The organism is Oricola indica (assembly GCF_019966595.1).
Lineage (GTDB): Bacteria > Pseudomonadota > Alphaproteobacteria > Rhizobiales > Rhizobiaceae > Oricola > Oricola indica.
In genome coordinates this window covers 516,154-537,537 of sequence record NZ_JAINFJ010000002.1, presented here as the reverse complement: position 1 = coordinate 537,537, position 21,384 = coordinate 516,154, and the positions used below count along the sequence as shown (strand labels likewise).

At 58.9% G+C, this 21,384-nt stretch carries 21 protein-coding genes; 13 read left to right on the top strand and 8 right to left on the bottom strand.

Going from position 1 to position 21,384, the window contains the following annotated elements; all coding sequences use genetic code 11:
• Positions 1-15: 15 nt before the first annotated feature.
• Genes LC343_RS08045 through LC343_RS08025 form a run of 5 tightly spaced genes read left to right on the top strand, consistent with a single transcriptional unit; the run spans position 16 to position 7,079 of the window.
• Positions 16-1,170, top strand: coding sequence for a phosphoribosyltransferase-like protein (locus LC343_RS08045; RefSeq protein WP_223476587.1), 1,155 nt, complete (start codon positions 16-18; stop codon positions 1,168-1,170).
• 4 nt (positions 1,171-1,174) lie between these two features.
• Complete coding sequence (locus tag LC343_RS08040; protein WP_223476586.1) at positions 1,175-3,091, top strand: hypothetical protein; 1,917 nt, start codon at positions 1,175-1,177, stop codon at positions 3,089-3,091.
• The gene (locus LC343_RS08035; RefSeq protein WP_223476585.1) at positions 3,084-4,181 is read left to right on the top strand and encodes a hypothetical protein; all 1,098 of its coding nucleotides are present in this window, start codon (positions 3,084-3,086) and stop codon (positions 4,179-4,181) included. The genes LC343_RS08040 and LC343_RS08035 overlap by 8 nt, the downstream gene beginning before the upstream one ends.
• A complete protein-coding gene (locus LC343_RS08030) occupies positions 4,178-6,118 on the top strand; it encodes a hypothetical protein (protein ID WP_223476584.1) in 1,941 nt (646 codons plus the stop codon). The genes LC343_RS08035 and LC343_RS08030 overlap by 4 nt, the downstream gene beginning before the upstream one ends.
• A gap of 7 nt (positions 6,119-6,125) precedes the next feature.
• A complete protein-coding gene (locus LC343_RS08025; protein ID WP_223476583.1) occupies positions 6,126-7,079 on the top strand; it encodes a PfkB family carbohydrate kinase in 954 nt (317 codons plus the stop codon).
• Positions 7,080-7,086: 7 nt separating this feature from the next.
• On the opposite strand, the gene ybiA is transcribed toward LC343_RS08025, so the two are convergent.
• Positions 7,087-7,578: a riboflavin biosynthesis intermediates N-glycosidase gene (gene ybiA, locus LC343_RS08020; protein ID WP_223476582.1), complete on the bottom strand. Its 492-nt coding sequence runs from the start codon at positions 7,576-7,578 to the stop codon at positions 7,087-7,089.
• Between the two features lie 46 nt (positions 7,579-7,624).
• Between ybiA and LC343_RS08015 the strand changes: the two genes are divergently transcribed.
• The 5 genes from LC343_RS08015 to LC343_RS07995 all read left to right on the top strand — a co-directional run bounded on the left by LC343_RS08015 (position 7,625) and on the right by LC343_RS07995 (position 11,004).
• Positions 7,625-7,984 carry a helix-turn-helix domain-containing protein gene (locus tag LC343_RS08015; RefSeq protein WP_223476581.1) on the top strand — a complete coding sequence of 120 codons (360 nt, stop codon included), beginning with the start codon at positions 7,625-7,627 and terminating at the stop codon, positions 7,982-7,984.
• Positions 7,985-8,516: 532 nt separating this feature from the next.
• Positions 8,517-8,900 (top strand): DUF3489 domain-containing protein, encoded by a 384-nt coding sequence (locus LC343_RS08010; RefSeq protein WP_223476580.1) that lies wholly within the window; start codon positions 8,517-8,519, stop codon positions 8,898-8,900.
• On the top strand, positions 8,897-9,352 hold the full coding sequence (locus LC343_RS08005) for a DUF2924 domain-containing protein (RefSeq protein WP_223476579.1): 456 nt from the start codon (positions 8,897-8,899) through the stop codon (positions 9,350-9,352). The genes LC343_RS08010 and LC343_RS08005 overlap by 4 nt, the downstream gene beginning before the upstream one ends.
• Positions 9,349-10,737 carry a recombinase family protein gene (locus tag LC343_RS08000; RefSeq protein WP_223476578.1) on the top strand — a complete coding sequence of 463 codons (1,389 nt, stop codon included), beginning with the start codon at positions 9,349-9,351 and terminating at the stop codon, positions 10,735-10,737. Before LC343_RS08005 ends, LC343_RS08000 begins: the two co-directional genes overlap by 4 nt.
• A gap of 120 nt (positions 10,738-10,857) precedes the next feature.
• Positions 10,858-11,004, top strand: a complete 147-nt coding sequence (locus tag LC343_RS07995; protein ID WP_223476577.1) for a hypothetical protein — start codon at positions 10,858-10,860, stop codon at positions 11,002-11,004.
• A gap of 1,152 nt (positions 11,005-12,156) precedes the next feature.
• Here LC343_RS07995 and LC343_RS07990 read toward each other — a convergent pair.
• The 7 genes from LC343_RS07990 to LC343_RS07960 all read right to left on the bottom strand — a co-directional run bounded on the left by LC343_RS07990 (position 12,157) and on the right by LC343_RS07960 (position 19,403).
• The gene (locus LC343_RS07990; RefSeq protein WP_223476576.1) at positions 12,157-12,537 is read right to left on the bottom strand and encodes a hypothetical protein; all 381 of its coding nucleotides are present in this window, start codon (positions 12,535-12,537) and stop codon (positions 12,157-12,159) included.
• Positions 12,534-15,275: a virulence-associated E family protein gene (locus LC343_RS07985; RefSeq protein ID WP_223476575.1), complete on the bottom strand. Its 2,742-nt coding sequence runs from the start codon at positions 15,273-15,275 to the stop codon at positions 12,534-12,536. The genes LC343_RS07990 and LC343_RS07985 overlap by 4 nt, the downstream gene beginning before the upstream one ends.
• 202 nt (positions 15,276-15,477) lie before the next feature.
• A complete protein-coding gene (locus LC343_RS25325; RefSeq protein ID WP_223476742.1) occupies positions 15,478-15,684 on the bottom strand; it encodes a helix-turn-helix transcriptional regulator in 207 nt (68 codons plus the stop codon).
• A gap of 86 nt (positions 15,685-15,770) precedes the next feature.
• On the bottom strand, positions 15,771-16,421 hold the full coding sequence (locus tag LC343_RS07975; RefSeq protein ID WP_223476574.1) for a hypothetical protein: 651 nt from the start codon (positions 16,419-16,421) through the stop codon (positions 15,771-15,773).
• Positions 16,422-16,447: 26 nt separating this feature from the next.
• A complete protein-coding gene (locus LC343_RS07970) occupies positions 16,448-17,797 on the bottom strand; it encodes a tyrosine-type recombinase/integrase (RefSeq protein WP_223476573.1) in 1,350 nt (449 codons plus the stop codon).
• Positions 17,798-18,019: 222 nt separating this feature from the next.
• Complete coding sequence (locus LC343_RS07965; protein ID WP_223476572.1) at positions 18,020-19,114, bottom strand: tyrosine-type recombinase/integrase; 1,095 nt, start codon at positions 19,112-19,114, stop codon at positions 18,020-18,022.
• Positions 19,101-19,403 carry a hypothetical protein gene (locus tag LC343_RS07960; RefSeq protein WP_223476571.1) on the bottom strand — a complete coding sequence of 101 codons (303 nt, stop codon included), beginning with the start codon at positions 19,401-19,403 and terminating at the stop codon, positions 19,101-19,103. Before LC343_RS07960 ends, LC343_RS07965 begins: the two co-directional genes overlap by 14 nt.
• Before the next feature lie 228 nt (positions 19,404-19,631).
• Between LC343_RS07960 and LC343_RS07955 the strand changes: the two genes are divergently transcribed.
• From LC343_RS07955 to LC343_RS25235, 3 genes are read left to right on the top strand one after another with little or no spacing between them, the layout of a single operon-like run.
• Positions 19,632-20,405, top strand: a complete 774-nt coding sequence (locus LC343_RS07955) for a hypothetical protein (RefSeq protein ID WP_223476570.1) — start codon at positions 19,632-19,634, stop codon at positions 20,403-20,405.
• 41 nt (positions 20,406-20,446) lie between these two features.
• On the top strand, positions 20,447-21,172 hold the full coding sequence (locus LC343_RS07950) for a hypothetical protein (RefSeq protein WP_223476569.1): 726 nt from the start codon (positions 20,447-20,449) through the stop codon (positions 21,170-21,172).
• A 39-nt stretch (positions 21,173-21,211) separates the two neighbouring features.
• Positions 21,212-21,358, top strand: coding sequence for a type I restriction-modification system subunit M N-terminal domain-containing protein (locus tag LC343_RS25235; RefSeq protein WP_338018574.1), 147 nt, complete (start codon positions 21,212-21,214; stop codon positions 21,356-21,358).
• Positions 21,359-21,384: the final 26 nt, after the last annotated feature.

Genomic DNA, 21,384 nt, shown 5'->3' with positions numbered 1-21,384 from the left:
GGTATGTTCACTTCGATGATCAATACGCTTGCGCTGAATTTACTGGCCGATGTGATGAAATGGGACAATGAGGTCGCTACCGAAGAGTATGCGTGGCTACGCCTCATTTCGTCGATGAAATACGACGGCTATTCGGATTTCCGAGCCGGTGTTCGCTTCCTCGAAAGTCTCGTATCATGGCTGCGCCATTTCGCTGAGGCGGATCGTGCCACTGCCTACCATTTCGTCAAGACTCGCCTCGTCTACATCTCGACGCTCGAGATGCAACGCGTCATCGAGACTTTCATTCCGGAGACGGTAACGCCCTACCTACGCTGCTCCGTCGGTGAGGAACTCGGTATTAAGCCCTACGAGGTGTGGAAGACAGCGGAAGCCGCGGTGGCTTTCAGGAGGCGTCTGCGCCGCTGTCTATTCGTTGGGCTCAGTGACGGCAGCCGCATCGACGTCCTCCGTCGGGCAAACGCCGGACGCCTTTCGCAGGAACAGGTCATTCCGATGATGAACGTGGACGATGAAAAGTGGAAAAGCCTAGCTGATGACCTGAAAAAGAAACAAGGGGCTGAAGCCCGCTTCGACGACGTCTACCTGATCGACGATTTCACCGCCTCCGGAACTACCTTCATTCGCTTTCCGGACGGAAAGCCCAAGGGCAAGCTTTACAAATTCGAAAAGATCGTCCAGGACGCCAAGAAACGTCTGAAGGACGATTTCCCTCTGACGGACGGCTACACGCTCCACATCCACCATTACGTGTCGACTAAGCAGGCGCATGACGCCCTAGTCGAGCGCGTCACCGAGGCGAACGAGAGACTGAAGAACAAGAGCTTTGGGAGCACCCTAATTACCGAGGGGATGCTGTTGCCAAGCGATCTCAGGGTAGCCGCGATCGACAAGGAGACCAGAGCAGCAACGCCGACCAAGCCCACCGATGGTCCTATCGTGGACTTGTGCAGGCGCTACTACGATCACGCCCTGTTCAAGCGTCTGGAGCCGCACTGCAAGGAGGCGGGCCAGACCGACATGAAGTATGGCTATGCGGACTGCGCCCTGCCACTGATCCTCGAGCATAACACACCAAACAACGCCATCCCGATCTTATGGGCGGAGACCGATGGCACGCTCGGCGAGCCTATGCAGCCACTTTTTTTCCGTCGCGACAGGCACGGCTGATCCTATGGCGAATCCCTTCCTCCGTCGCGCAACCGAATACGTCCGGGAGGACGAATCCTTCCTCTCGATCGTCAGTCCCGCGCCGCTCACCACGTTCCTCGCGACCAGCCGGAATAAGGACGATATGTTCGAGGTGCCGGTCCGCATCATCGGCGCACCAGGTAGCGGTAAGACAATGCTCGCCACGCTGGCCGAGTTCAGGATGGTGGAGACCATCCTCAAGGACGAGACCAACTCCACTAACCGCACACTCGCAAATGCGCTCGCGCAGGCCGGCTTCCTAAAGAACGGGAAACCGAAAGTGGCAGCCGTGCGAGTGCCGATGGAATCCGAGTACCGGGATTTCTGGGAGCTTCCTTACGATCCCAACGTCAAGACCAAACTCGCCTTCTGGCTCGTCCAGGCTCGTGCCATGCTGGGCCTCATCCGAAACCTCACGGCAAACAAGACTCGAGGGCTCGACGCAATCGAATTCATCCCCCGCGCCGACTACGAGGCCCATCTCGAGCAGATCGGCGGCCTGTCCGCCGCCGGCATCCGCGATCGTGCGCTCGCCGTCCAGCGCGCGATCTACTCGGTGGGCGCCGGCCTACGAGCACCGAAGCTTGAGGACCTACCCATAGAAGCTACGGCACCCTACGCGCCGTTCGACGTCATCAGTCGGATTAGTATCGAGTGGAACGGCGAGATCATCGAGATGAGCCCTCTCGTCATGCTCGACGACGTACACGCCCTTCACCACGATCAACTCGAAGCCATGTTCGGCATGCTCTCGCATCGCGAGATGAAATTCGGCCGTTGGATGATGATGCGGCTGGACGCGCTCAGCCCTGGGGCCGTTATGCGCTCCCCTGCCAGCCAGCCGACACACAACCGCGCCACCGGTCGCGACTTTGTCGATATCCAAATGCAGCAGGGCAACGAAAAGAAAGACGCCTCACGCCGACAATTCCGCACCATGGCACGCGACATGGCCAAACGATATCTGCCGATGGTCGAGGGCCTACGCAATCGCAATGCCACCGACATCGACCGCCTCGTGCCTAGTGAACCACCGAAGCTCAGCCCTGGACAGATCAAGGAGCTCGAGGGTCGGGTCGCGAAGGATCAGAGTAAGCTGAAGATCGGCGCGACGCGGCGCAAGGAGATAGACGACATCGTCGACGACTTCATCGGCCGCACGAAGTCCTATGACGACGGTCCCGAGGTCGCGCTGGCGATGAAGCGAATTCTGCTGCACCGCTACGCTGTCCGTATTGCCCGTTTGACGCCGTCGCTGTTCGAGGAGATCGACCCCGACCCCAAGAGCCCCCTCAAGGCGGATGCCGACGTCGCCCACGGCGCCCGCGTGCATCTACACCACGAGTACGGTCGTCCGCTCCACTACGGCATCGACGATGTCTGCGATGCCAGCAACGAGAACGCTGAGGTCTTCCTACAATTCGCGGGCGCTCTCGTCGCCAACATCGAGACTCGGGCAATTCGCAATACCACGCTCGCTCTGCCGGCGCGGGACCAGCAGTCGATCCTGATTGAGAAGGCCAAGTCCATCATGGACTCGTGGGCCTTTCCCCATGCCCAACGAGTGCGAGACATGGTCGACGCGATCGGACGCGACTGCCGAGAGGGATCTCTCCTTCCCAACGCGCCGCTCGGCGCCGGCGCCAACGCGATCGCGATCCTCGAGGAGGAGATGGAGGCACAGTCCTTCGACGACGAGCTCGGATCGGTCCTGAAATACGCCATCGCTAACGGTGCTATCACTATCGAGCGTAACTACGGCCAAGGTGGTAAGCTCTGGGCGCTCATCGAGCTAACTGGCACGGCCGGACTTGTCTACGGGCTGACCTTCAACCGGGGCGGCTTTCTTCCCCAAAAAATTGACTACCTCCGCAAGATTGCGGGGCTTGCCAATGCGTAAGCATTGGGAGAACTGCATCACCAACTTCGATGACGAGGTCGACGCGTTCGTGGCTGATTATTTCGCCGATGAATCGCGCCGCGTACTGCTCATTGCAGCGGCAGGTTTCGATCCCAGATCGCGCCGCATCTCGCAGATGCTCGCGGACACACTCGGCGATCGTCTATCCGCCGTCTTCATCCGCGAGGAGAGACCTGGCGCGTCGGAGGCTCTGATAGAACAGGCCGACGTAAACGAGAGCGCCCTGAAGGCGATCGTCCCCGACTGCGCCATCTTGAAGGTAGACGTGTTCGCTGACGACGGGGCGCCCGTCGGTGGCTCGCGCATCGTCACATTGCTCGGCCAGCATCCCGTGGCGGACGAGGTGACTGACATCATCCTCGACCTCAGCGCCCTTTCCACCGGAATCGGCTTTCCCGCCGCGAAGATGTTGCTCGAGGATTGTGAAGTGGCCGACGACCGCGCCTTCCACCTCATGATCGTCTCGAACCCCGAAATGGATGACCAAATCTCGAGTGTGCCGGCAAGCCGTGCCGGATCGGTCAAGGGCTTCTCGCTGCCCGTTGAGGTCGAGGGCCAAGGGTTGGCCCAAGTCTGGATACCGCAGCTCGCGCGCGGACGCACCTCCGCGCTCACCCAGATTGGCACGGCAATCGGGCGCTGTTATAAAATCTGCCCGCTCCTGCCTTTCCCGGCACGAGACCCACGCCGCGCTGACGACCTGCTCTCCGAATACCGGATCGCCCTCGTCGACGAATGGGAGGTGGATCCGCGGGACGTTGTCTACGCCTCCGAACGCAATCCACTCGACTGCTACCGTACTCTCTCGACTCTCAAGACACGGTTCGATCGCACCATGAAGGGTACCTATGAACCCCGCATGGTGCTTTCGCCCGTCGGTAGCAAGGTACTTGCGGCCGGAGCCTTGATGGCCGCGATAGAACACGACATGGCCGTTCAGTATCTCGAGACGGAGAGCTACCTCTTCCATCCCGAGGCGAGCCCGGCCGACTTGCCGGACATGACCGTCCACCTAATCCTTTCTGGTCCGCTCTACGCCAGCTACGACGAAGCGGCAGGATCGGCATGACCACGCCGATCTTCAGCGGTAAGCTGGACGCGCTACCGGCCACTCTCGAACTCTTTCGCGTCTACGACGCGGATCGTCTCGCAGCGGCCTTGACCGCAGGAACTAGGTGCCATGCGCTCTCGATCGGATCCGGTGGATCCGCGATTGCCGCCGAATATTTCGCGCGCTGTAGGGACACGCTGGATCTCGGCCCTACGACCGTGCAGACCCCGATGCAGGCGGTGCTCGATCAGCACGACCTGACCCAGAGCGACGTCTGGTTGTTCAGCGCCGGCGGTGACAACCCCGATTCCGTCGCTGCCTCAGTTGCAGCGTTTGATCGTAAGGCCCGTAGCGTCCACCTAGTCACGCGCAATCCCAATGGAGCCGCCGCCGGCATCGTCGAAAAAGGCGGCGGTAGTGTCCATGTCGTGCCGGTTGCCGAGCCCCAGGACGGCTACCTCGCCACCCATTCCCTCCTGTCATCGGTAGTCAGTCTCCTCCTCGCGTGCGACGCCGTTTCGCGGGATCCTCGCGGAACGATAAATCTGCTAGACGCACTAGCCTCCTGCCTCACGGACATGCGCGATCCCACCACCAGGACTTCGCGCATAGCCGCCATGTCGCGCCTCCGGCGCACTGATACCGTCCTGGTCGCCAGCGATCCCCTTCTCCGGCCGACTGCGGTATTGTTCGACACTTCCATCTGGGAAGCGTCGCTATGCCACGTGCAGACCACAGACTTCCGCAACCTGGCCCATGGTCGGCATGCCTGGCTCCACCATCGAAAGGATGAGACATTCATCCTTGCCCTAACCGGCAGCGACTCCCGTGCGACGTGGACGGCAATGGAGGCGATGCTCCCGACGTCGCTTAAACGCCTTACGCTCGATTTTAGATCCTGCGGTCGCCTCGATAACGCCTTGTCGCTGGTCGATGGGCTGGGCATGCTCGAGGCCATGGGGGGAGTCCTTGGGATCGATCCCGGTAAGCCCGGCACCGGTGAGTTCGGACGATCGGTATATGAGGACCGATCCCTTGCCAACCTCGCTAACGCGATGCCGGCGCACTTACGCCATAAGCGCGCGGCAATCGCGAAGTCGGACGCTCACGATCCCACAGATGATTCCTTGGACGTGATCGGGCGCAACCGCTTGGAGACTCTATCCCAGGCCGAGATCGGCGGAGCCGTCTTCGATTATGACGGCACTATCGTCACCACCGCCGGGCGTTGGTCTGTTCCCGACCAGGCAATCGTCGACGAGTTGGTGCGCCTCCACCGCGCAGGCCTCGCAATAGGATTCGCGACCGGACGGGGCGGCTCTGCTGGCGAAGATCTAAGGAAGGTGCTTCCGGCCGAGATGCTGCCGTCAATCCCAATCGGCTACTATAACGGAGGCCATCTCCGGTTCGCGGATGTTGACATCGAACACGACCACCCACCGGCCGATCCGGCGATCACGGAGACCGCAGAGTGGCTGCGCCAGCGAGGTGAACTCTTCCTCCGGCACGAATTCAAACACCGGGAGGTGCAGATCACAGTCGACATGGATCAGCTCCGCCACCCCTACCGATTTCCCGTCGATATGGAAGCCTGCCCACCTTTTGCGGACAATAGGGTCCGTGTCAGCAGGTCGAACCACAGCTTTGACATAATTCCAGCGGACTCGAGCAAGCTGGTCGTCGTCGAGGCCCTGCGAGCTCAGCTTCCGGCCTGGGCTGAGGTGCTCTGCTTCGGGGATAGCGGATCACGCCTAGGTAATGATTATGCACTCCTATCCCATCGGTTGGGAATCAGTGTCGGTGAAGTCTGCGGAGCAGCGAACGGGTGCTGGTCTCTGTTCGGTGCCGGACCGATCGGTCCTGAGGCCCTTCTCAGGATCCTCCGCGTTCTGATACCATCCAAAGATAGAAGGATTCGCTTCGACGTCGCTTCACTCGGGCTCGACAGGCTATGAGAAGTGAATGCAAAAGATGAGCATGCAAGAATTGAGCTTTCGCCAAGACTATCGCGTCGACGTTGCCGGGACCGGCTTCACGGTCCTTGATCGCGTCTATGCCGACGGCGACTTGGCGGACGAGGCTCTCGGTGGGTCATGCGGGAACGTGCTAGTCTCGTTGGCTATGCTGCATCGTCATGTCGTGCCTGTCTTGGCGCTCGGCAATGACGACACGGGCAAGCGTTTGATCGACGAATTTTTACAGGCCGGAGCAACTATCAACTACATCGCGCGGCGCGCCGATCTTCGGTCTCCCATCCTGGCACAGGAACTGGACACGGCGTCGGGCCGGCACGACTTTAGCTTCGTCTGCCCGGAGACCCGAGAGGACTTACCACGCTACCAGCCGATCAGCGAAACGGAGCTCGCGGTCGCGCTACCGATGCTGTCGCATTGCAGCGTCTTCTACATCGACCGTCTGTCGGACAACATCCTCGAAGCCGTGCGGGCAGCGAGTGCGGCGGGCGCTGTCATTTTCTTCGAGCCGTCGGACTTCGAGGAAACTGAGCTTTTCGAGGAGGCACTACGGCTCGCCACCATCCTCAAATATTCTGCGGATCGTCTGGGAGAGCGTCTCGCGGACCGCCTGATCGATTGCGTCCACATAATCACCTACGGCAGCGCTGGCCTTGAGATCCGCGATCGCGGCGAAGCGATCTGGTGCGAGGCGATCGGCGCCCCGGCGGTCTTGGACACCTGCGGGTCAGGCGACATGGTGAGTGTAGGCGTGATCGACTGGATGCTGACGAAACAGTTCGAGATCGCATGCCTGAAGGCGGCGGATCTGCTGGAAGGCATAATCGCCGGTCAACGCTTAGCTGCCGAGAACTGTGCCTATGCGGGCGCCCGCGGGCTCTTCAAGAAGCGGGGTGCAAACTATGTCCGTGAGATCCTGAGCGTGCGCTCGGCGAGGTTCTAAGTGCCGATCACTCGGCGGCGTACAGATAGGCTTCGCTTTCATCAGCACCGGCGCGGAGTTCGTCGCGAACTTCCATCAGCAGCACGCCCAACATATTCCGTCCGATACCGTTGACCTCGCCCCACAGCCGATTGACCTCGTTGTCGACGGTCGCGGTCTCCACGATCCTGGCGTCGCCCGTGGAAAGAAGCAGTACCCGCAGATCGTTATGCTGGGTAAATTTGGCGCGAAGGACCGCCCTCATGCGATCAAACTTCATTTTAGACCAGCCCGGAGCAACGTCCCAGTAGTAGAGGCCGTGAGCGGCCATAGCGAGGAGCGCGGGCGACGGGGCCTCCATGAGCCATTTCCGCACTGCCGGCTTCCGGGCTTTCCCGGCCTGGTATGCATGCTCACTGGTCGCGAACACCTCGCCATCAAACACGACTTCTCTTCGATAGAGGTTGCTGAACGCGCCGTAGGGCTTCTCGCTCGCTCGGTAAAAGCGGATTTCATTCATCACGACCTCCTTGCAAATTAGCATTATTTATATCATGTTAATTTGCATGAAACCAACTGGCAAGCAAATAAGTGATCTTCAGAAGCGAATTTCGCGCGCTCGGACGAAAAGGAATCTAAGCTATGCCGATCTCGCCAAGATGGCGAACGTGCATGCCAGTCAAGTCAGCAGGATTTGTGCAGGAGACTTCAAGACAATTAGCAATAATGTCGTGCAAATATGTAAAATCCTGAAGGTCAAGGTTCCCCGCCTTGAGGAGGAAAACGACATGGACACGGAATGGGCGAAGGCGCACGCGAGCCTTCGTCGCATCTGGGACGAGACGCCGGAGGGCGCGGCCACGATCCGCCGAGTGCTGGACGCCATTGCAGATTTACGCACCTCCCGTCCCACAAATGACGCCTAGCCGCCGCCCTTACTATCGTCTGCCATGTGCGGCAGCGTTCGGGGCGGGCTGCTGCCGGATGGGCACCGGCGCACGAAATAAACGGAGCTGCCGATAGCGTGAATGAGCTGTGCCGGCGGATACACATTGCTTATGGACTGAGCGTCGGAGCAAGCACACCCTTGCCCTCAAACTGTCCAAGCTTACCCGAGATAGCAGCTTCAGGGTGCCGCCCCTCCGCTCCCGAACGACCGACATGGGGCGCAAAGCAGCCATTCGAGGTGTGCCTCGTGAATTACATGTAATAGCCAATGACTGAGCGTTCCCTCGAGCCGGTTTCCGGATCGTGTACCTGCGTTACCAAGCAGTCCCAAGATTAGTTCGGGCGGTCCACCCGGAAAAACACACGCAGCCAGGCCCGAAATTTAGGGCTGGACTTCCTTACCAAAGGAAGCGGTAGTGCTGGTACGCCGAGCCACACATATAGGCCGACCGTACCCGCACCGCGGGCTTCACTCAGTGCAAGGCCGGATAATCCGGATTCTCGAACTCAGTGGAGAACAATATGAACACCCAAGTCACTGATGATGATGCCAACGGTGGTGCGACAGCCGCAGCCGCTTCCCATGCCGTCGAAAAAGCAGCCCCCAAGCGCAAACCGCGTGCTGCCGCCAAACAGAAGTCGGCTGAAACCGGCAAACCGGCTGCAAAGACAAAGAAAGACCAGCTGGTCGCCCTGCTGTCGAAGCCGAACGGCGCGCGCATCTCGGTGATCGTCGAACGCCTGGGCTGGCAGCCGCACACGGTGCGGGCGGCACTGTCGGGCCTGCGCAAGCAGGGTATCGAGGTCGCGAGATCAAATTCTCCGAAGACCGGCGAGACCGTCGCGACTCTGGTTGGGGAGGGCAAGCAATTCGGCGATAGGGCGGCATCGTGAACTCGGCCTTGTTATCCATCATCGGAGGCGACATTGCCGCCTTCGAGACGTTGGATCGCGAAGAATGCATTGAAGCCTGGCGGAAACAGTCCGATCGCGAACCGCCCAAGTACGTGTCGGTGCAATTCATGCGCCGGACACTGGCCTATGAAGCGCAGGTGAAGGCCCATGGCGGGCATTCGCCTGCGGTTCGAAGGGCGCTCGAAAGGTCCTTGAAGGATGGTCGCAAACCGAATGGCAAGACGAGGCCGGCGTGGCCGGCCTCGCCAGTGACGCTGCGGCCAGGCACCCACCTCGTCCGCGAGTGGAACGGCCGCTCGTACCAGGTCGAGGTGTTGGAAGGCGGCTTCCAGATGGACGGCAAGCGGTACCGGTCGCTGAGTGCCATAGCCCGCAAGATCACCGGCGCCCATTGGTCGGGTCCACGCTTCTTCGGACTGGATGCGTCATGAAGAAGATCCGCTGCGCCATCTATACGAGGAAGTCCTCGGAAGAAGGCCTGGAGCAAGAGTTCAATTCGCTCCATGCGCAGCGAGAAGCCTGTGTCTCCTATATCGCCAGCCAGAAGCATGAAGGCTGGGTGCTGCTGCCGGATCACTATGACGATGGCGGCATATCCGGCGGAGCGCTTGAACGGGCAGGACTGCAGCGACTATTGCGCGATGTCGATGAAGGCCTGGTCGATCAGATTGTTGTCTACAAGATCGACCGGCTGACGCGATCGCTTGCCGACTTCGCCAAGCTGGTTGAACGGCTTGATGCGGCGGATGCCTCTTTCGTCTCGGTGACACAGTCCTTCAACACGGCCACCAGCATGGGGCGACTGACGCTGAACGTTCTACTGTCCTTTGCCCAGTTCGAGCGTGAGGTCACGGCCGAACGCATCCGCGACAAGATCGCAGCCTCCAAGAAGAAAGGGCTCTGGATGGGTGGCAATGTGCCACTCGGCTACAAGCCGGATGGGCGCACGCTGAAGATTGTGGAAGACGAAGCCAGTACGGTTCGAACCCTGTTCGACCTCTATCTGGAACACGGATCGATCAAGGCGGTCAAACGGCAGGTCGACCGAATGCGGCTGCGAACAAAGGAAAGGGCGGGCGAGGGATCAGGAGACCAGGTCGCCGGCCAGATCCCCTTCGTGCGGGGCCATCTGTATTATATCCTGACCAATCCGATCTACGCGGGACGCATCCGTCATCACAGCCAAATCTATGACGTCCAGCATCCGGCGATCATCGATCCCGCAGTCTTCGACGATGTGCAGCAGCGCCTGAAGGACGCCGCCGGGCGCGAGAGGGGACAATCAGGATCGGGATCGAAGACATCGCCGCTCGCCGGCAAGCTATTCGAGGAGATCGGAGATCGCCTGACGCCGACCCACGCCGACAAGAAGGGCAGGCGGTACCGATACTACGTCTCCAACCGCATGTTCGTCGGCAATGGCAACACGGACAAGTCGAAAGCATCGAGCGGATGGCGCCTCCCGGCAAAGTCGCTGGAACAGCAACTAGCTTCCGAGATCCTAACCCACCTCCGAAATCGTCTGCCGGTCGATCTGCTAATCGACACTTCGGCCGATGAGATTGGGCGTATCCGTGATATCCTTGACGATGCCGGAGCAGGTAATGTGACGAGCAGCCAAGAAGCTGTGCTGGCTTGCATTCAACGAGCAACGATCACTCCCGGAGAGATCGAGATCGCTCTTGACCGCGAGGCCGTCGCTGCGTGGCTGTCTGTCTCGTCAGAAACGATCAACGCCGACGCGCTGTCATTCTCGATCCCGTTCCAGTTTCGAAAGCGCGGCGTCGAAACCAGGCTGATGGTCGGGAACGGTTAGAGCCGAGCTCTCGACGAAATCCTGATCCTCAACATCGCCAAAGCGCATCAGTACTACGATGCGCTCAAGCAGGGTCAGACCTTCGAGGAAATCGCTGCATCGGAGAGCCGCATCCTCCAGGTGATCGACCTCGCATTCCTTGCACCCGACATCGTCAAGTCGATCAAGCAGGGTGATCACCCGATCGGACTGACCGCCAAGTGGCTCGGTCAGAATCCACTGCCATCCGGCTGGCAGGCCCAGCGCCGCATCGTTGCCGCTCTTTGAAACCTCGCAGAGTGTAATCGAAGCAGTGCATCGGTGCCCGATGGTCCGCCGATGCACTTTTCACAAACTGTCAGCCCCGAAATGGCCGACTGAGACTTTCTGCGATTCAGCAGCGATTTGTGGCTCGAAATGCAGTCTCTGTTTGGAGGCTCACTCGCTAACCCGCGGAAACTACGCAGCTATCCGGCGGCGAAACTGGAAATGCAATTTTGGAAAGGGTGGTTGGCTGAGCAATCTGGAAACAAACTTCGACTTACCATCGCGAACCAGTCTCTTATGGCCAACTTTGGCTCCAACATACGAACTTTTGCCGATGCACCCGCGATGCGCTTTTCGCAAACTGTCAGACCCGAAATGCCCGACAGAGACTTTCGGCGATTCTGGCCTCATTTCCGGGCGGAAACGCGGTCTCTGTTTGCGCCAAAAGGCCACATGCCTTTGATTTCTCGCCGCTATTTCGGGAAAAAGTGGAGCAATATCAATGGCTTAGACTTGGTGGCTGGGGAGCCTAGATTCGAACCAAGACTTACTTCTTTCGTAGCTTGCACTAATCATTGAGATCAGCCGTAGGTGCCTAAAATTGCTTTTAGAACCAAAGGGCTGTGTGCGGCGGCCGTGACCATGGGTAGACGGTCGCTTAGGTACTTGGGGCCTCCGGTCGGCCTCCGGGGGGTGCGCGGAGCCCCGGTCTGTCAGAAGTTTCCCGTATATACGGTTATCATCATTCGAAAAATTGTTTCGGACCCGTAACGACCTACATCATTCGACTTCTCCGTCATACCCCCCTCGTTCTCCGTCAAATACCCGCTTCTCCGTCACTCTTAGACAGGTCTATTGACGGAGAGGGCTGTCTACCCCCCTGTCTAATACCCTGTCTAATTGACTATCCCATTGATTCCCCTAAAGAATATCGACTCTACTAGACAGGTAGACAGGGAAACCGGGATTTTGAGACTGGTTATTTTCCGAAAAATCGACGCCTTCGGCAGCGACGGTTAGCTTAGCGTGGGGGGTTGCGCGATATCCTCCATAGGGAATCCGGCGTCTAGCTGTCTAAATGCCGGATGACGGACAGCAAAAAGCCCCGGAATCCGGGGCTTCTCAGTTAGACAGACAGGGGGTCAGACAGGGTAAATTGACGGAGAGACCTGTCTAAGCGCAATCGACGAGGAATCCACGGACATCGCGCCCGGTGAGGAACGCCAGCAAGCACTTCTCTGCGCGTTCCCACTGACGGTCGTTCGCTCTCGGCGAGGTTGCGTCGTCGTAGAACCACTCTTCCACCATGGGCGTCTCGGGGAAGATGGCCGACCAGTGGCGGGCTTTCATCCGGGATGCCGGGAAGCCGGGGAAGCGCCCCCACAGGGCGTCGTATTGCCGGTTGAAAAGAACCTCGGCTCCGTTGTGCCCGGTCCACAGACCGTAAGGGAGGTCGAAGTAACCGACGTGCTTCCGGTCGTCCGGATCGGTCGGGATCGAGAACGGGGCCGGGTCGTGCTCGCACTGGTCGGGCGTCAGGAATGTCAGGGTCATATCAGGTCTTCTCCATCATCATCAATCACGCGGTAGCCGAGGGCGATTTCCTCTTCGGTCGCTCCGACCCGCACTTTCCACCGCGCCTGCTTTCCGAAGCAGGAGAAGCGGTCCTTGCCGACAACGTGTTTGGCGGGCTTCCACTCGTTGATGACGCCCATTGCGCTGTCGAAGTTCTGGATGGTCTGCTGGTTCTTCACGACGCCCTCTTCACGGAGGACGTGTTTCAGGATGTCGCTATCGAGCACGACGACGCGCTCGACCATAAGGGTCTCCGGGTCGAAACCACGGTCAGGGTCCGGGAAGCGGTCGTAGCCGTACTCGTCGAGCAGGCGTTGCAGCGGGATCGGGGCGTCGAGCCAATCGCGAATCTCGTCCACCCACTGTTCATACATTTGGCGCTGGCGCGCACCGGTCTGAAGAGCGGTCGCTTCCCGGATCGCTTCTGGATCGGTCAGGTAGAGTGGCAGATCGCCCTTCGGCTGTTCGGCGCGCATGGCCTTGTAGATCGCCAGCGCCTCGGCCCATATCTGGTCGCGCTCGCGTTCCAGTCTGTCGGTGTCGATCATCGTCACGCTGACGTGGATCGGCCACCAGCGGCGATTGCCAGTCGGGTCTTTCAGGTACTTCGTGTTGTTGGTCGTGCCCCAAAAGGTCGCCTGCCGGGGGAAGACGCTGACGCGCCTGTCGTAGGCCATGCGAACCTGATCCTGCTTTGCCGAGAGGAACTGCTTCGCATCGTTGTAGTCGGACTTGTGGAACGACGTCATCTCGGGAAATTCTAGCGCCCACACGCCGCCGATGGTCTCGGCGATCCGCTGCGTGTCCTTCAGGTCGCAGGTCAACTCGCCGAAGTTCTCTTTGCCGTAGAGGTATTCGATGAAACTCGATTTCCGGATGCCGCCCTCGCCTTCGAGGACCGGCGAGAAGTCGAACTTGTGGCCCGGCTCGAAGATGCGGACGACGGAAGCGACCACGGCCGCCTTGGCGGTCTGCCGGGCGTAGGGTGTGTCGTCCAGACCGAGGTAGTCGATGAACAGGCGCTCGACTCGCTTCTTCCCGTCCCACCCGGCAAGCTCGCACTTCCAGAGGTAGTCCTTGATCGGGTGGAAGCGATTCCGCAGCGCCGTCATAAGGATGCCGGTCGCGATGTCGCGCTCGGCTACCTTGTCCATGCCATAGCCGCGCTTGCCCTTGCCGTTCGGCGCGGCAAGGATCGCCCTGACGGTCGAGTCGTTGATGTCCTGCCAGATGTCGCCGCGCAGTTTGTCCCGGCAATAGCAGGGCGGCACGGTGGGCATGTTCGAGAGGATGTCCCGGCGCAGCACGACGCGCTTCATGAAGTCGTCGAATGCGATGGCTTGCCAGAGTCGAGGATCGTTGTGGGTGATCACTTGGGTATTCGGGAGATTCTGGACGATGTTGCCAGCCTTGTCCAACTCTAGCTCGTCGGGGAACCAGTCCTTCGGGGGCTTCTTCCGTTTGCCGAAGTCCTTTGGACGGTCTGCGGCTGAAGCCGCCCCCGAGTCGGCCTTCGGCTTCGGCTTACCGACCAGTTCGTCGATGTCGGAATCCCAATCGCCGCTCTCGTCTTCCTCGGGCGCTTCCTCTTCCTCGGGCTCGTCTTCCTCACCCTCTTGGAAGTAGTCGTCCATGACGTCATCGAACATCTCGCTCATGTCGTACTTCGACTGCGCCTGCGAGCGTTTGTACTCGGGGATGTCGGCGATGAAGGCGAGCATTTCCTTGTAGGATGGCGTCTGACTGATCGGGGTGTCTTCGGGCTCTTCGTCGTCCAGCTTTCCGAACTTGTGGATGCGGACCAGATCGAAGGCGTTGACGAGCATGTCAGCGCACGGATCGGAGCCGTGGTGCGAATAGAGGAACAGGCCGTCGTCCTCGACGACAGCGCCGCTCGACGTCGTGCCGCCGGTATAGGTGTAGCGGGGCTTAGCCGAGTGGTCGTCCACCGGCTCGTAGGGAAGCTCGAATTTGTCGATGGCCTCGATCACATCGAACGCCCGGCAGAAATCGCCGACCGGGCCGCGCTTCGTTGTCGGGTCTTCAGCCTTGTCGGCCGTTTCGCGCAGCTTCTCGCCCTCGCAGTGGGGCAGATTGGTCAGGATACGCCAGTCGCCGACGCGATCCTCGAACGCCTCGAAGCAGTCGTCCGGCGAGAGCAGTTCGCCCTCGTTGTAGTGGAAGAACCAGTCGCCATCGGCCGAGACGGTCGGTAGGAACATCATCTGCGCCGGGCGGAACGAGACCGGATCGACCATCTTCATTTCGGGATCGAACATCTCGGCCACGATGCGGCTGATCGCCGGGTACTCGTCGTTCGTGATCGGCCGGTCAACCGGGATGAAAACGCGCAGCCGGGGCTTCTCGTCTTCGTGCCGCCGCGTGCTGTGGACAAAGTAGTCGATCTCGGCCAGCACCAGCCCCATCTCCACCCGGTCCATGAACTCGGCCGTGGCGTAGTCCAGATCGAGCGTGATCAGGTCGGACGGTTTGCCCGAGGCCCGGTTGCGGCGCTTGCCTTCGATCTGTGTGCGGTAAATCCAGCCATCGACCGATTTGAGATCGACTTGCTCGTCAACGGATTTGGAGAGGTAGACTTTGAAGCGCTCTTTTGTGCGCGTAGGGTTTTGAAATAGCTTGCGAAAGTCGAGATATGATTTGGTGAGGTTCTTCGCTTTTCCGAAGTTCTTCCCGGTGCCACGGGAAAAGCGAATCATATGTCTGTCATTGCGCGCCATTAGTAACTCTGGGTGCGTTTGAGTAACGCCCCGAAAGACTATGATGAGGCGCGGTCTCTTTGAGCTGGAATACGGTGGCGGCAGCCTCTGTATCGAACGAGGTCGCGCAGATTGAAGGACGCCGTCTTCGGCTTCTTAGAGTGCGGCGAGAGCTCAGATGTCTCTCCCGCCTATCACATCATCAAAGGTGATCTTCGGCCCAGGCTCTTATGTCTGAAAGCCGATAGCGGCATGCTCGGCCAATACGAACAACCGGCGGCGCATCTTCGACCCGATAGAATCGCCATTTCTCGAGAGTTGACGTACTTAGGCCTAGCAAGCGTGCGGCTTCTTTAGTGGAGATCAGGATGGGCTCTGAGCAACTGGAGTCGGACAATGGTGCCTCCATATTCATACGATGGCACCAGGCTGCATGATCTTGGATGGATTAGATACGTGCATGTAAATTTGCACTTTCAAACCTGGTTTGCAGATTCAAAGTTTAAGCATACCCTTAGCAAACCAGCCTGTTATGGCCCGATTGGTGAAGGTCAGCGGCGGATCCGTTTGAATCTCACGCACGATCGCCGAGATGTTGGGCTTTCCGGCTCGCATCGGATAACCGCGTTTCTTCAGGTCCACCAGGACCCGCTGTGCGTGATCCAGCATCGGCTTCCGGTATATCGCATGACGATTGCGGTTTTCTTGATTGCGCGTTTTGATTCCCTCCGCGGTAGAGGCTGCCTTCCCTTCCGCTTTGAGGACTTTCTGTCGGATTTTCGCAGGAAGCTTACACTGGGAATCCGAGGCTGCTATCGAAAGCCACGGAACTTTGAGCTCAGCTTTGATTGCCGCGGCAATAACGTCTCCAGGATTTGATGTCTTCAGTCCGAGACCAGCGGTCCGGCGCAATCGATCCTGCATCTCTTCATCGTCAAGGTCTTCCGATGTCCCGGGCAGTAACCACCAACCGCCCTTGCGGATCGACGGCGACATATCGGGATCTAAACCGGCAAGCAGTAAATGAGACTCCGATGGCTCCCAATTTGGTCGTTCGAGCCAATCCCTCAGTTGATCCAACTGGCGCTCTTCACGAGGGCCGGGCTCCGGCACCCCGACCATGATTTCCGAAATTGACGTCTGCATAGAAACCCTCCGCGAGTTCGTCTCGATCAAACCTCTTTTCGAAACGGCACGATCTCGGCGCCGCCATTGAGTGAAAGCGCGATCGTGTCGGCGATGGCATTGGCTGCCTGGCGCAACGGATCAGCAGCTAGGTGGGCGTAGCGTGCTGTCGTTTTCGGATCTGAGTGACCCAGCAAGCCTCCAATCAACGGGAGACCAATGCCATCGCCGGCGCCGAAGGAGGCGAAGGAATGGCGCAGATCGTGGATACGCAATCCTTCAAGGCCGGCGCGCCGTGTCACCAGTCGCCATGGTTTCTTAATGTCCGTTCTCGGTTTTTCCTCCGGTAGGCCGACGCTTTCCGAAGCGACAACGTAGCGACCGAGCTGGGGCAGGGTATCCAATATGTCAGTTACGGCAGACGAAAGGACGATCGCCTTTTTCCCCGTCTTGGAATCCGGCAGTAGCAACAGCCCCCGCTCTTGGTCGTAGTGCGCCCATTCGAGGTTCAAGACTTCGCGGAGGCGCATCCCGGTGAAGATCAACAGCCTGAGGGCAGCAGCAACATGCGGGGTGATAAGTGTGCGGCGCTCTTTCGGGACATGTTTCGCCGTCGGTTTGGTCTCGTCGATTTCCCATTCGATGCCGATCGTCTCAGCTTCCTTGATCGCCGCACCAAGACGACCGAGTTCTTCGCGCGACAGGAAACGTTCGCGGCCGACCTCCTCAAATTTCTCGATCCGCCTGGCGGGATTGCGATGATCTTCGGGAACGAAGCCGGTGTCGGCTGCCCAATTGAAGATCGACGACAGGATCCTTAGCGACTGATTGGCGGCGTATTTTCCGCCGCGCGGCGTCTTCTTAGAGGCGCGCGGCTTCGCACCTTCCTTGCGGATCGCCTGTCCTTTGACCGCAATGTCGCTGTGCAGGCGAGCGACCTCTTGCCGTGTCAGTGCGACAGCGCGCTTGGTGCCGATGCGCGGATAGATGTGCGTTTCAAGAACCTGACGATAGTGCCGCGCAGTGGTTGCTTTGCGCTTAGCCAGGATATGACGCTCGAACCACGCTTCGGCGACATCGCGAACCGTCTCTGCGGCACGTTCTTCCGCCCGTTCTGCTGCCGGGTCTGCGCCGAGCCGAACACGCGCCAAAACATCTTTTGCTGCCTCCCGTGCGGCTTCCGGCGTCATCACGCCATCAGCTGATCCAAGTGTCAGCCGACGCTTGATCGCACCGCGGCCACCGGCGCCCGCGCGATACTCGCAGATCCAAGATTTTTTCCCTGATGGAAAAACGCGCAGACCGAAGCCGGCCACGTCACTATCCCAATAGGTCAATGTTCTCTCTGCCGGCTCGATCGTTGCAATCGCGCGGCGTCCAAGTTTCATGGTTGGCATTTGCGCTCTCCCTGCGCGGTTCCCAATCGGCGTCTCGAGTCACCACCGAGTCACCACCGTGAATTCAAATGGGAAGATACGCCTTGAAAGCCAAGAGGAAAATAAGCAATATTTTTCAAGTGGTTAATGCAAGAGCAAGCAACAGGGTGAAACCCCGTGAAAGGCCAAAGACGCAGCTACGAATCTGGGGGTCAGAGGTTCGAATCCTTTCGGGCGCGCCATTTATTTCAATGACTTAGCTCCAACAGACACCGTTTCCTGCGTCGCAGTTTGCAGACGGTTTGCAAATTCTGTGCTCCTTGCGTTCTCGAACAATGCAACGGCTTCCTCCGCCAGCGTGCGCGTGCGAGCGAGATATTTGTCGAGAATGGTCGTTACCGTCTTCAATGAGTGGCCGGTGATAGCGGCGATCTGAGGTGTAGAGCAGCCGGCCTCTGCGAGCATCGTTATCGCAGTTCCTCGAAGATCGTGGAAATGCAGACCGCTGATGCCGGCGGCCTTCGTGGCGGACTCCCATTGCGCCTTGAAATATCGTGCCTTCCAGGGAAGCTTGGTCTTAGTTGTCAGGACCAGGTTCGTGTCTCGGTCGAGACCATCGAGCATTCGCCGCAAGGCGGCCGTGCACGGGATATCAACGCGGCGTTTCGTCTTTCCCTGGCGAAGCGAGATCGTGGATCCATCGTAGTTGTTCCAAGACAAGCCCAACAGATCGGCCTGTCTCTGGCCCGTATGCAGAGCGAGGATCAGAGCCCGTTGCAATTCGAGCGGGGCGACCTTCATGAATGCCTCGATATGGCTTGGCAGCCAGATCAGTTCGGAGCGATCGGCTTTGTGAAGGCGGCGAAATCCCGCGACATGATTATGCAGAATTCGGCCGTTCTCTCTCGCCCAGGTAAGCATGGAGGAAATGACGGAAAGCCGGTTGTCGGCCTCGCGATCGCCGGACTCCCTGGATACGCTCGCGCGCCAGGTCAAGAAGTCGTGACGCACTCGTGGATCCTCCAGGGCCGGGATTGGCAGATTCCCGAACTTGGCTTCTGCCTTGGTCAGCATCCGCCGATATTCCGTGCGGGTGCTCTCCGCCAGTTTCTCGAACTCTGGCGACAGCGTGTAGTCCCTGATGAGACTGTTGAAAGTTCCTGCGTGGCGATCGGTGAGGGTCTTCTCGGCGGCCACGTAGTCGGAAAGAAACTCAACTGATCCCGGTTGGCCATTCAACCGTCGACCGGTGGCTCGGTGGTAGTAATAGCGTTGAACTGAACCGTCAGCGAGGCGCTTCTTGACGGTGTTTACGCCGGGTATCTTAGTTTTCGGCATTAGCGCGCCTCCAGACGTCGAGAGGCGTTTCCGTCGTCATAGGTGCAAATGCCTGGCCCGGCGCGGAAGCTGTTTCCAATCCCGACATCTCGTCGAGTGCGCGATCCAGGGAGCGCTTATCCCAAACCTTGCGACCGAGCAGCAAGAGCGGTCCCGGCAATTCGCCTTTCTCGACAAGCCGGTCGAAGGTGCCGACGCTGACGCAGACATAGCTGGCGGCCTCCTTGCGATCGAAGCATCGACGGTCGGAGGGAGGGAGCGCGTGGATGAGACCGGCAGTGAACATCATTACGAAGGCCTTCGCTGGAGTATCTACCGAACATTATAGCAATCTCCCGGCTGGAATTCGGTCGAGTGTCAAAGAAATCGTGATATCGATGCGCGGCGGGCCGGAATTATGAAGGAGTGTATGATCCAGGAGCGCCGGCGCTCTTTTAAGAGCCGTCAACTCCTGGGTTGCGCCTCGTTCGTTCACTGATAGCTTTCACTTCAAGAAACGGCCAGAGGGAGGGGCGGTTTGCATCCGGCCGAACCACTTATCCAGTTCTGGAATGAATGCGACCTTGAGGAAGGGCCTTACTGCCATCCACGCGATAAGGATTTTCTGTTCCACCGGCGGAACGCTTCCAAGATCGACACCAGGATGCCGAAAACGGCCGACGAATGGTTGGTGGCATCCCGGGCGTCCGCCGCTCAGCTCAGCCTCTTGCCTTCGCCCTATTTGGGCGATCTGCGGCGCGCGGAGATCCTTCTATGTCTGACGAACCCTGGCCTCTCCATCGTTGACTTCCACGCCGAACAGAAGGTCGACAAATACAGGGAGGCAATTGTCCGCCAGGTCCGGCAAGAAAAGATAGACGAACTCGATTACCCGTTCTTTATGCTTGATCCCGAACTGTGTTGGTCGAGCGCGTATCAGTGGTGGATGGGCAAGTTCCAAGGAGTAATAGACGACCTTGCAAAGGTTCGGCATGCGGGAGACTTCGCAGCGGCAAACAGGACGCTGTCCCGCGAAGTCGCAACGATCGAATTGTTTCCTTATCACTCGAAGGACTTCCAACTAAGAAACGTCGTAAAAAATCTCCCCTCTTCCCATGCGGCCCGGCTGTTCGTTCGCGAAATGGCCGAGCGTGGCAAGACTGTCATCGTGATGCGCTCGTTTACCGAATGGAGTCGTGGCGGTCTCCAAGGCAGGAACCTGAAGTGTCTTTCTTCCGGTGAGGCGAGAAGCGCATCATTCGGGAAGAATACTACTGGCGGAGCAGCGCTTAGATCTGCTCTGGGAATCTGACCGAGGGCTTTGAACCCGTTCTAGGTAATCGGAGACGGCGCATGGGAATTCCTCAACACTACAGTCACCAACTGGCCGGCCGGTGTCGTGATATTCTTTCCGAATACTACCCTGCGGTGTCGAAGGATGAAGGCCTCGGGGCCAATCACGGCGGGCCACTTTCTACAACGCTGGTTCTCGCTCTCGCGACGCCAATGATTGTCCTGCCAATCGAACGAATTAACAGGAGAGACGCTGGCGAAGCCCACTACTCCAACGAGCGACCCGTAAGCCCGATGCTTACCTCGCATGTTGATGAGATGATGAAGAAGAACCTTCGCGACACGCCGTTCTACGAGCGTCTGGACTGGCGCTTTGTAGGCGCGTATCCGCTTTTCAATCTCGCAATGCGAATGGATAGCAGGCTGGTCGCCGCCTTGGACGAACAATCAGCTGCGGCCGCGGCGGGAAATATGCCGATGACGCAATTCGTAGGCTGTCTGCGTAATGCTCTGTCCCACGGCGGAATAATGTATCTCGACGAGCGTGGGCAGTCGTCGGATGGCCCAGCAAGTATGTTTGCGTTCGTAAGCGGCAAGACCGGGAAACATGGGCCGCTGTGCGATGGACTCAACCAGGAATGCAAACATGCCCGGCCTCCGATTGAGTCACTCAACATCCTTCGAATTTCGGAAACTGATTTTGTGGAATTCCTTTATCGCTGGGCCGCGTGGCTCGATGACGCAGGTCTTTCGGAAGCAATGAGTGAAGAAGTCCGAGCTGCCTAGGTTCAGATATCTCCGCACGCCAATTACAAGAGGACAAACATGCTCACAGCTGAAATTAGGTCGAAGGTCGACCAGGTCTGGAACGCCTTCTGGGCGGGCGGGATCGCCAATCCACTCGAGGTAATTGAGCAGATCACCTATCTGCTCTTCATGCGTGGTCTCGACGAAATCCAGACCCGCGAGTAGGAGAAGGCCAACCTGCTTCGCCGGCC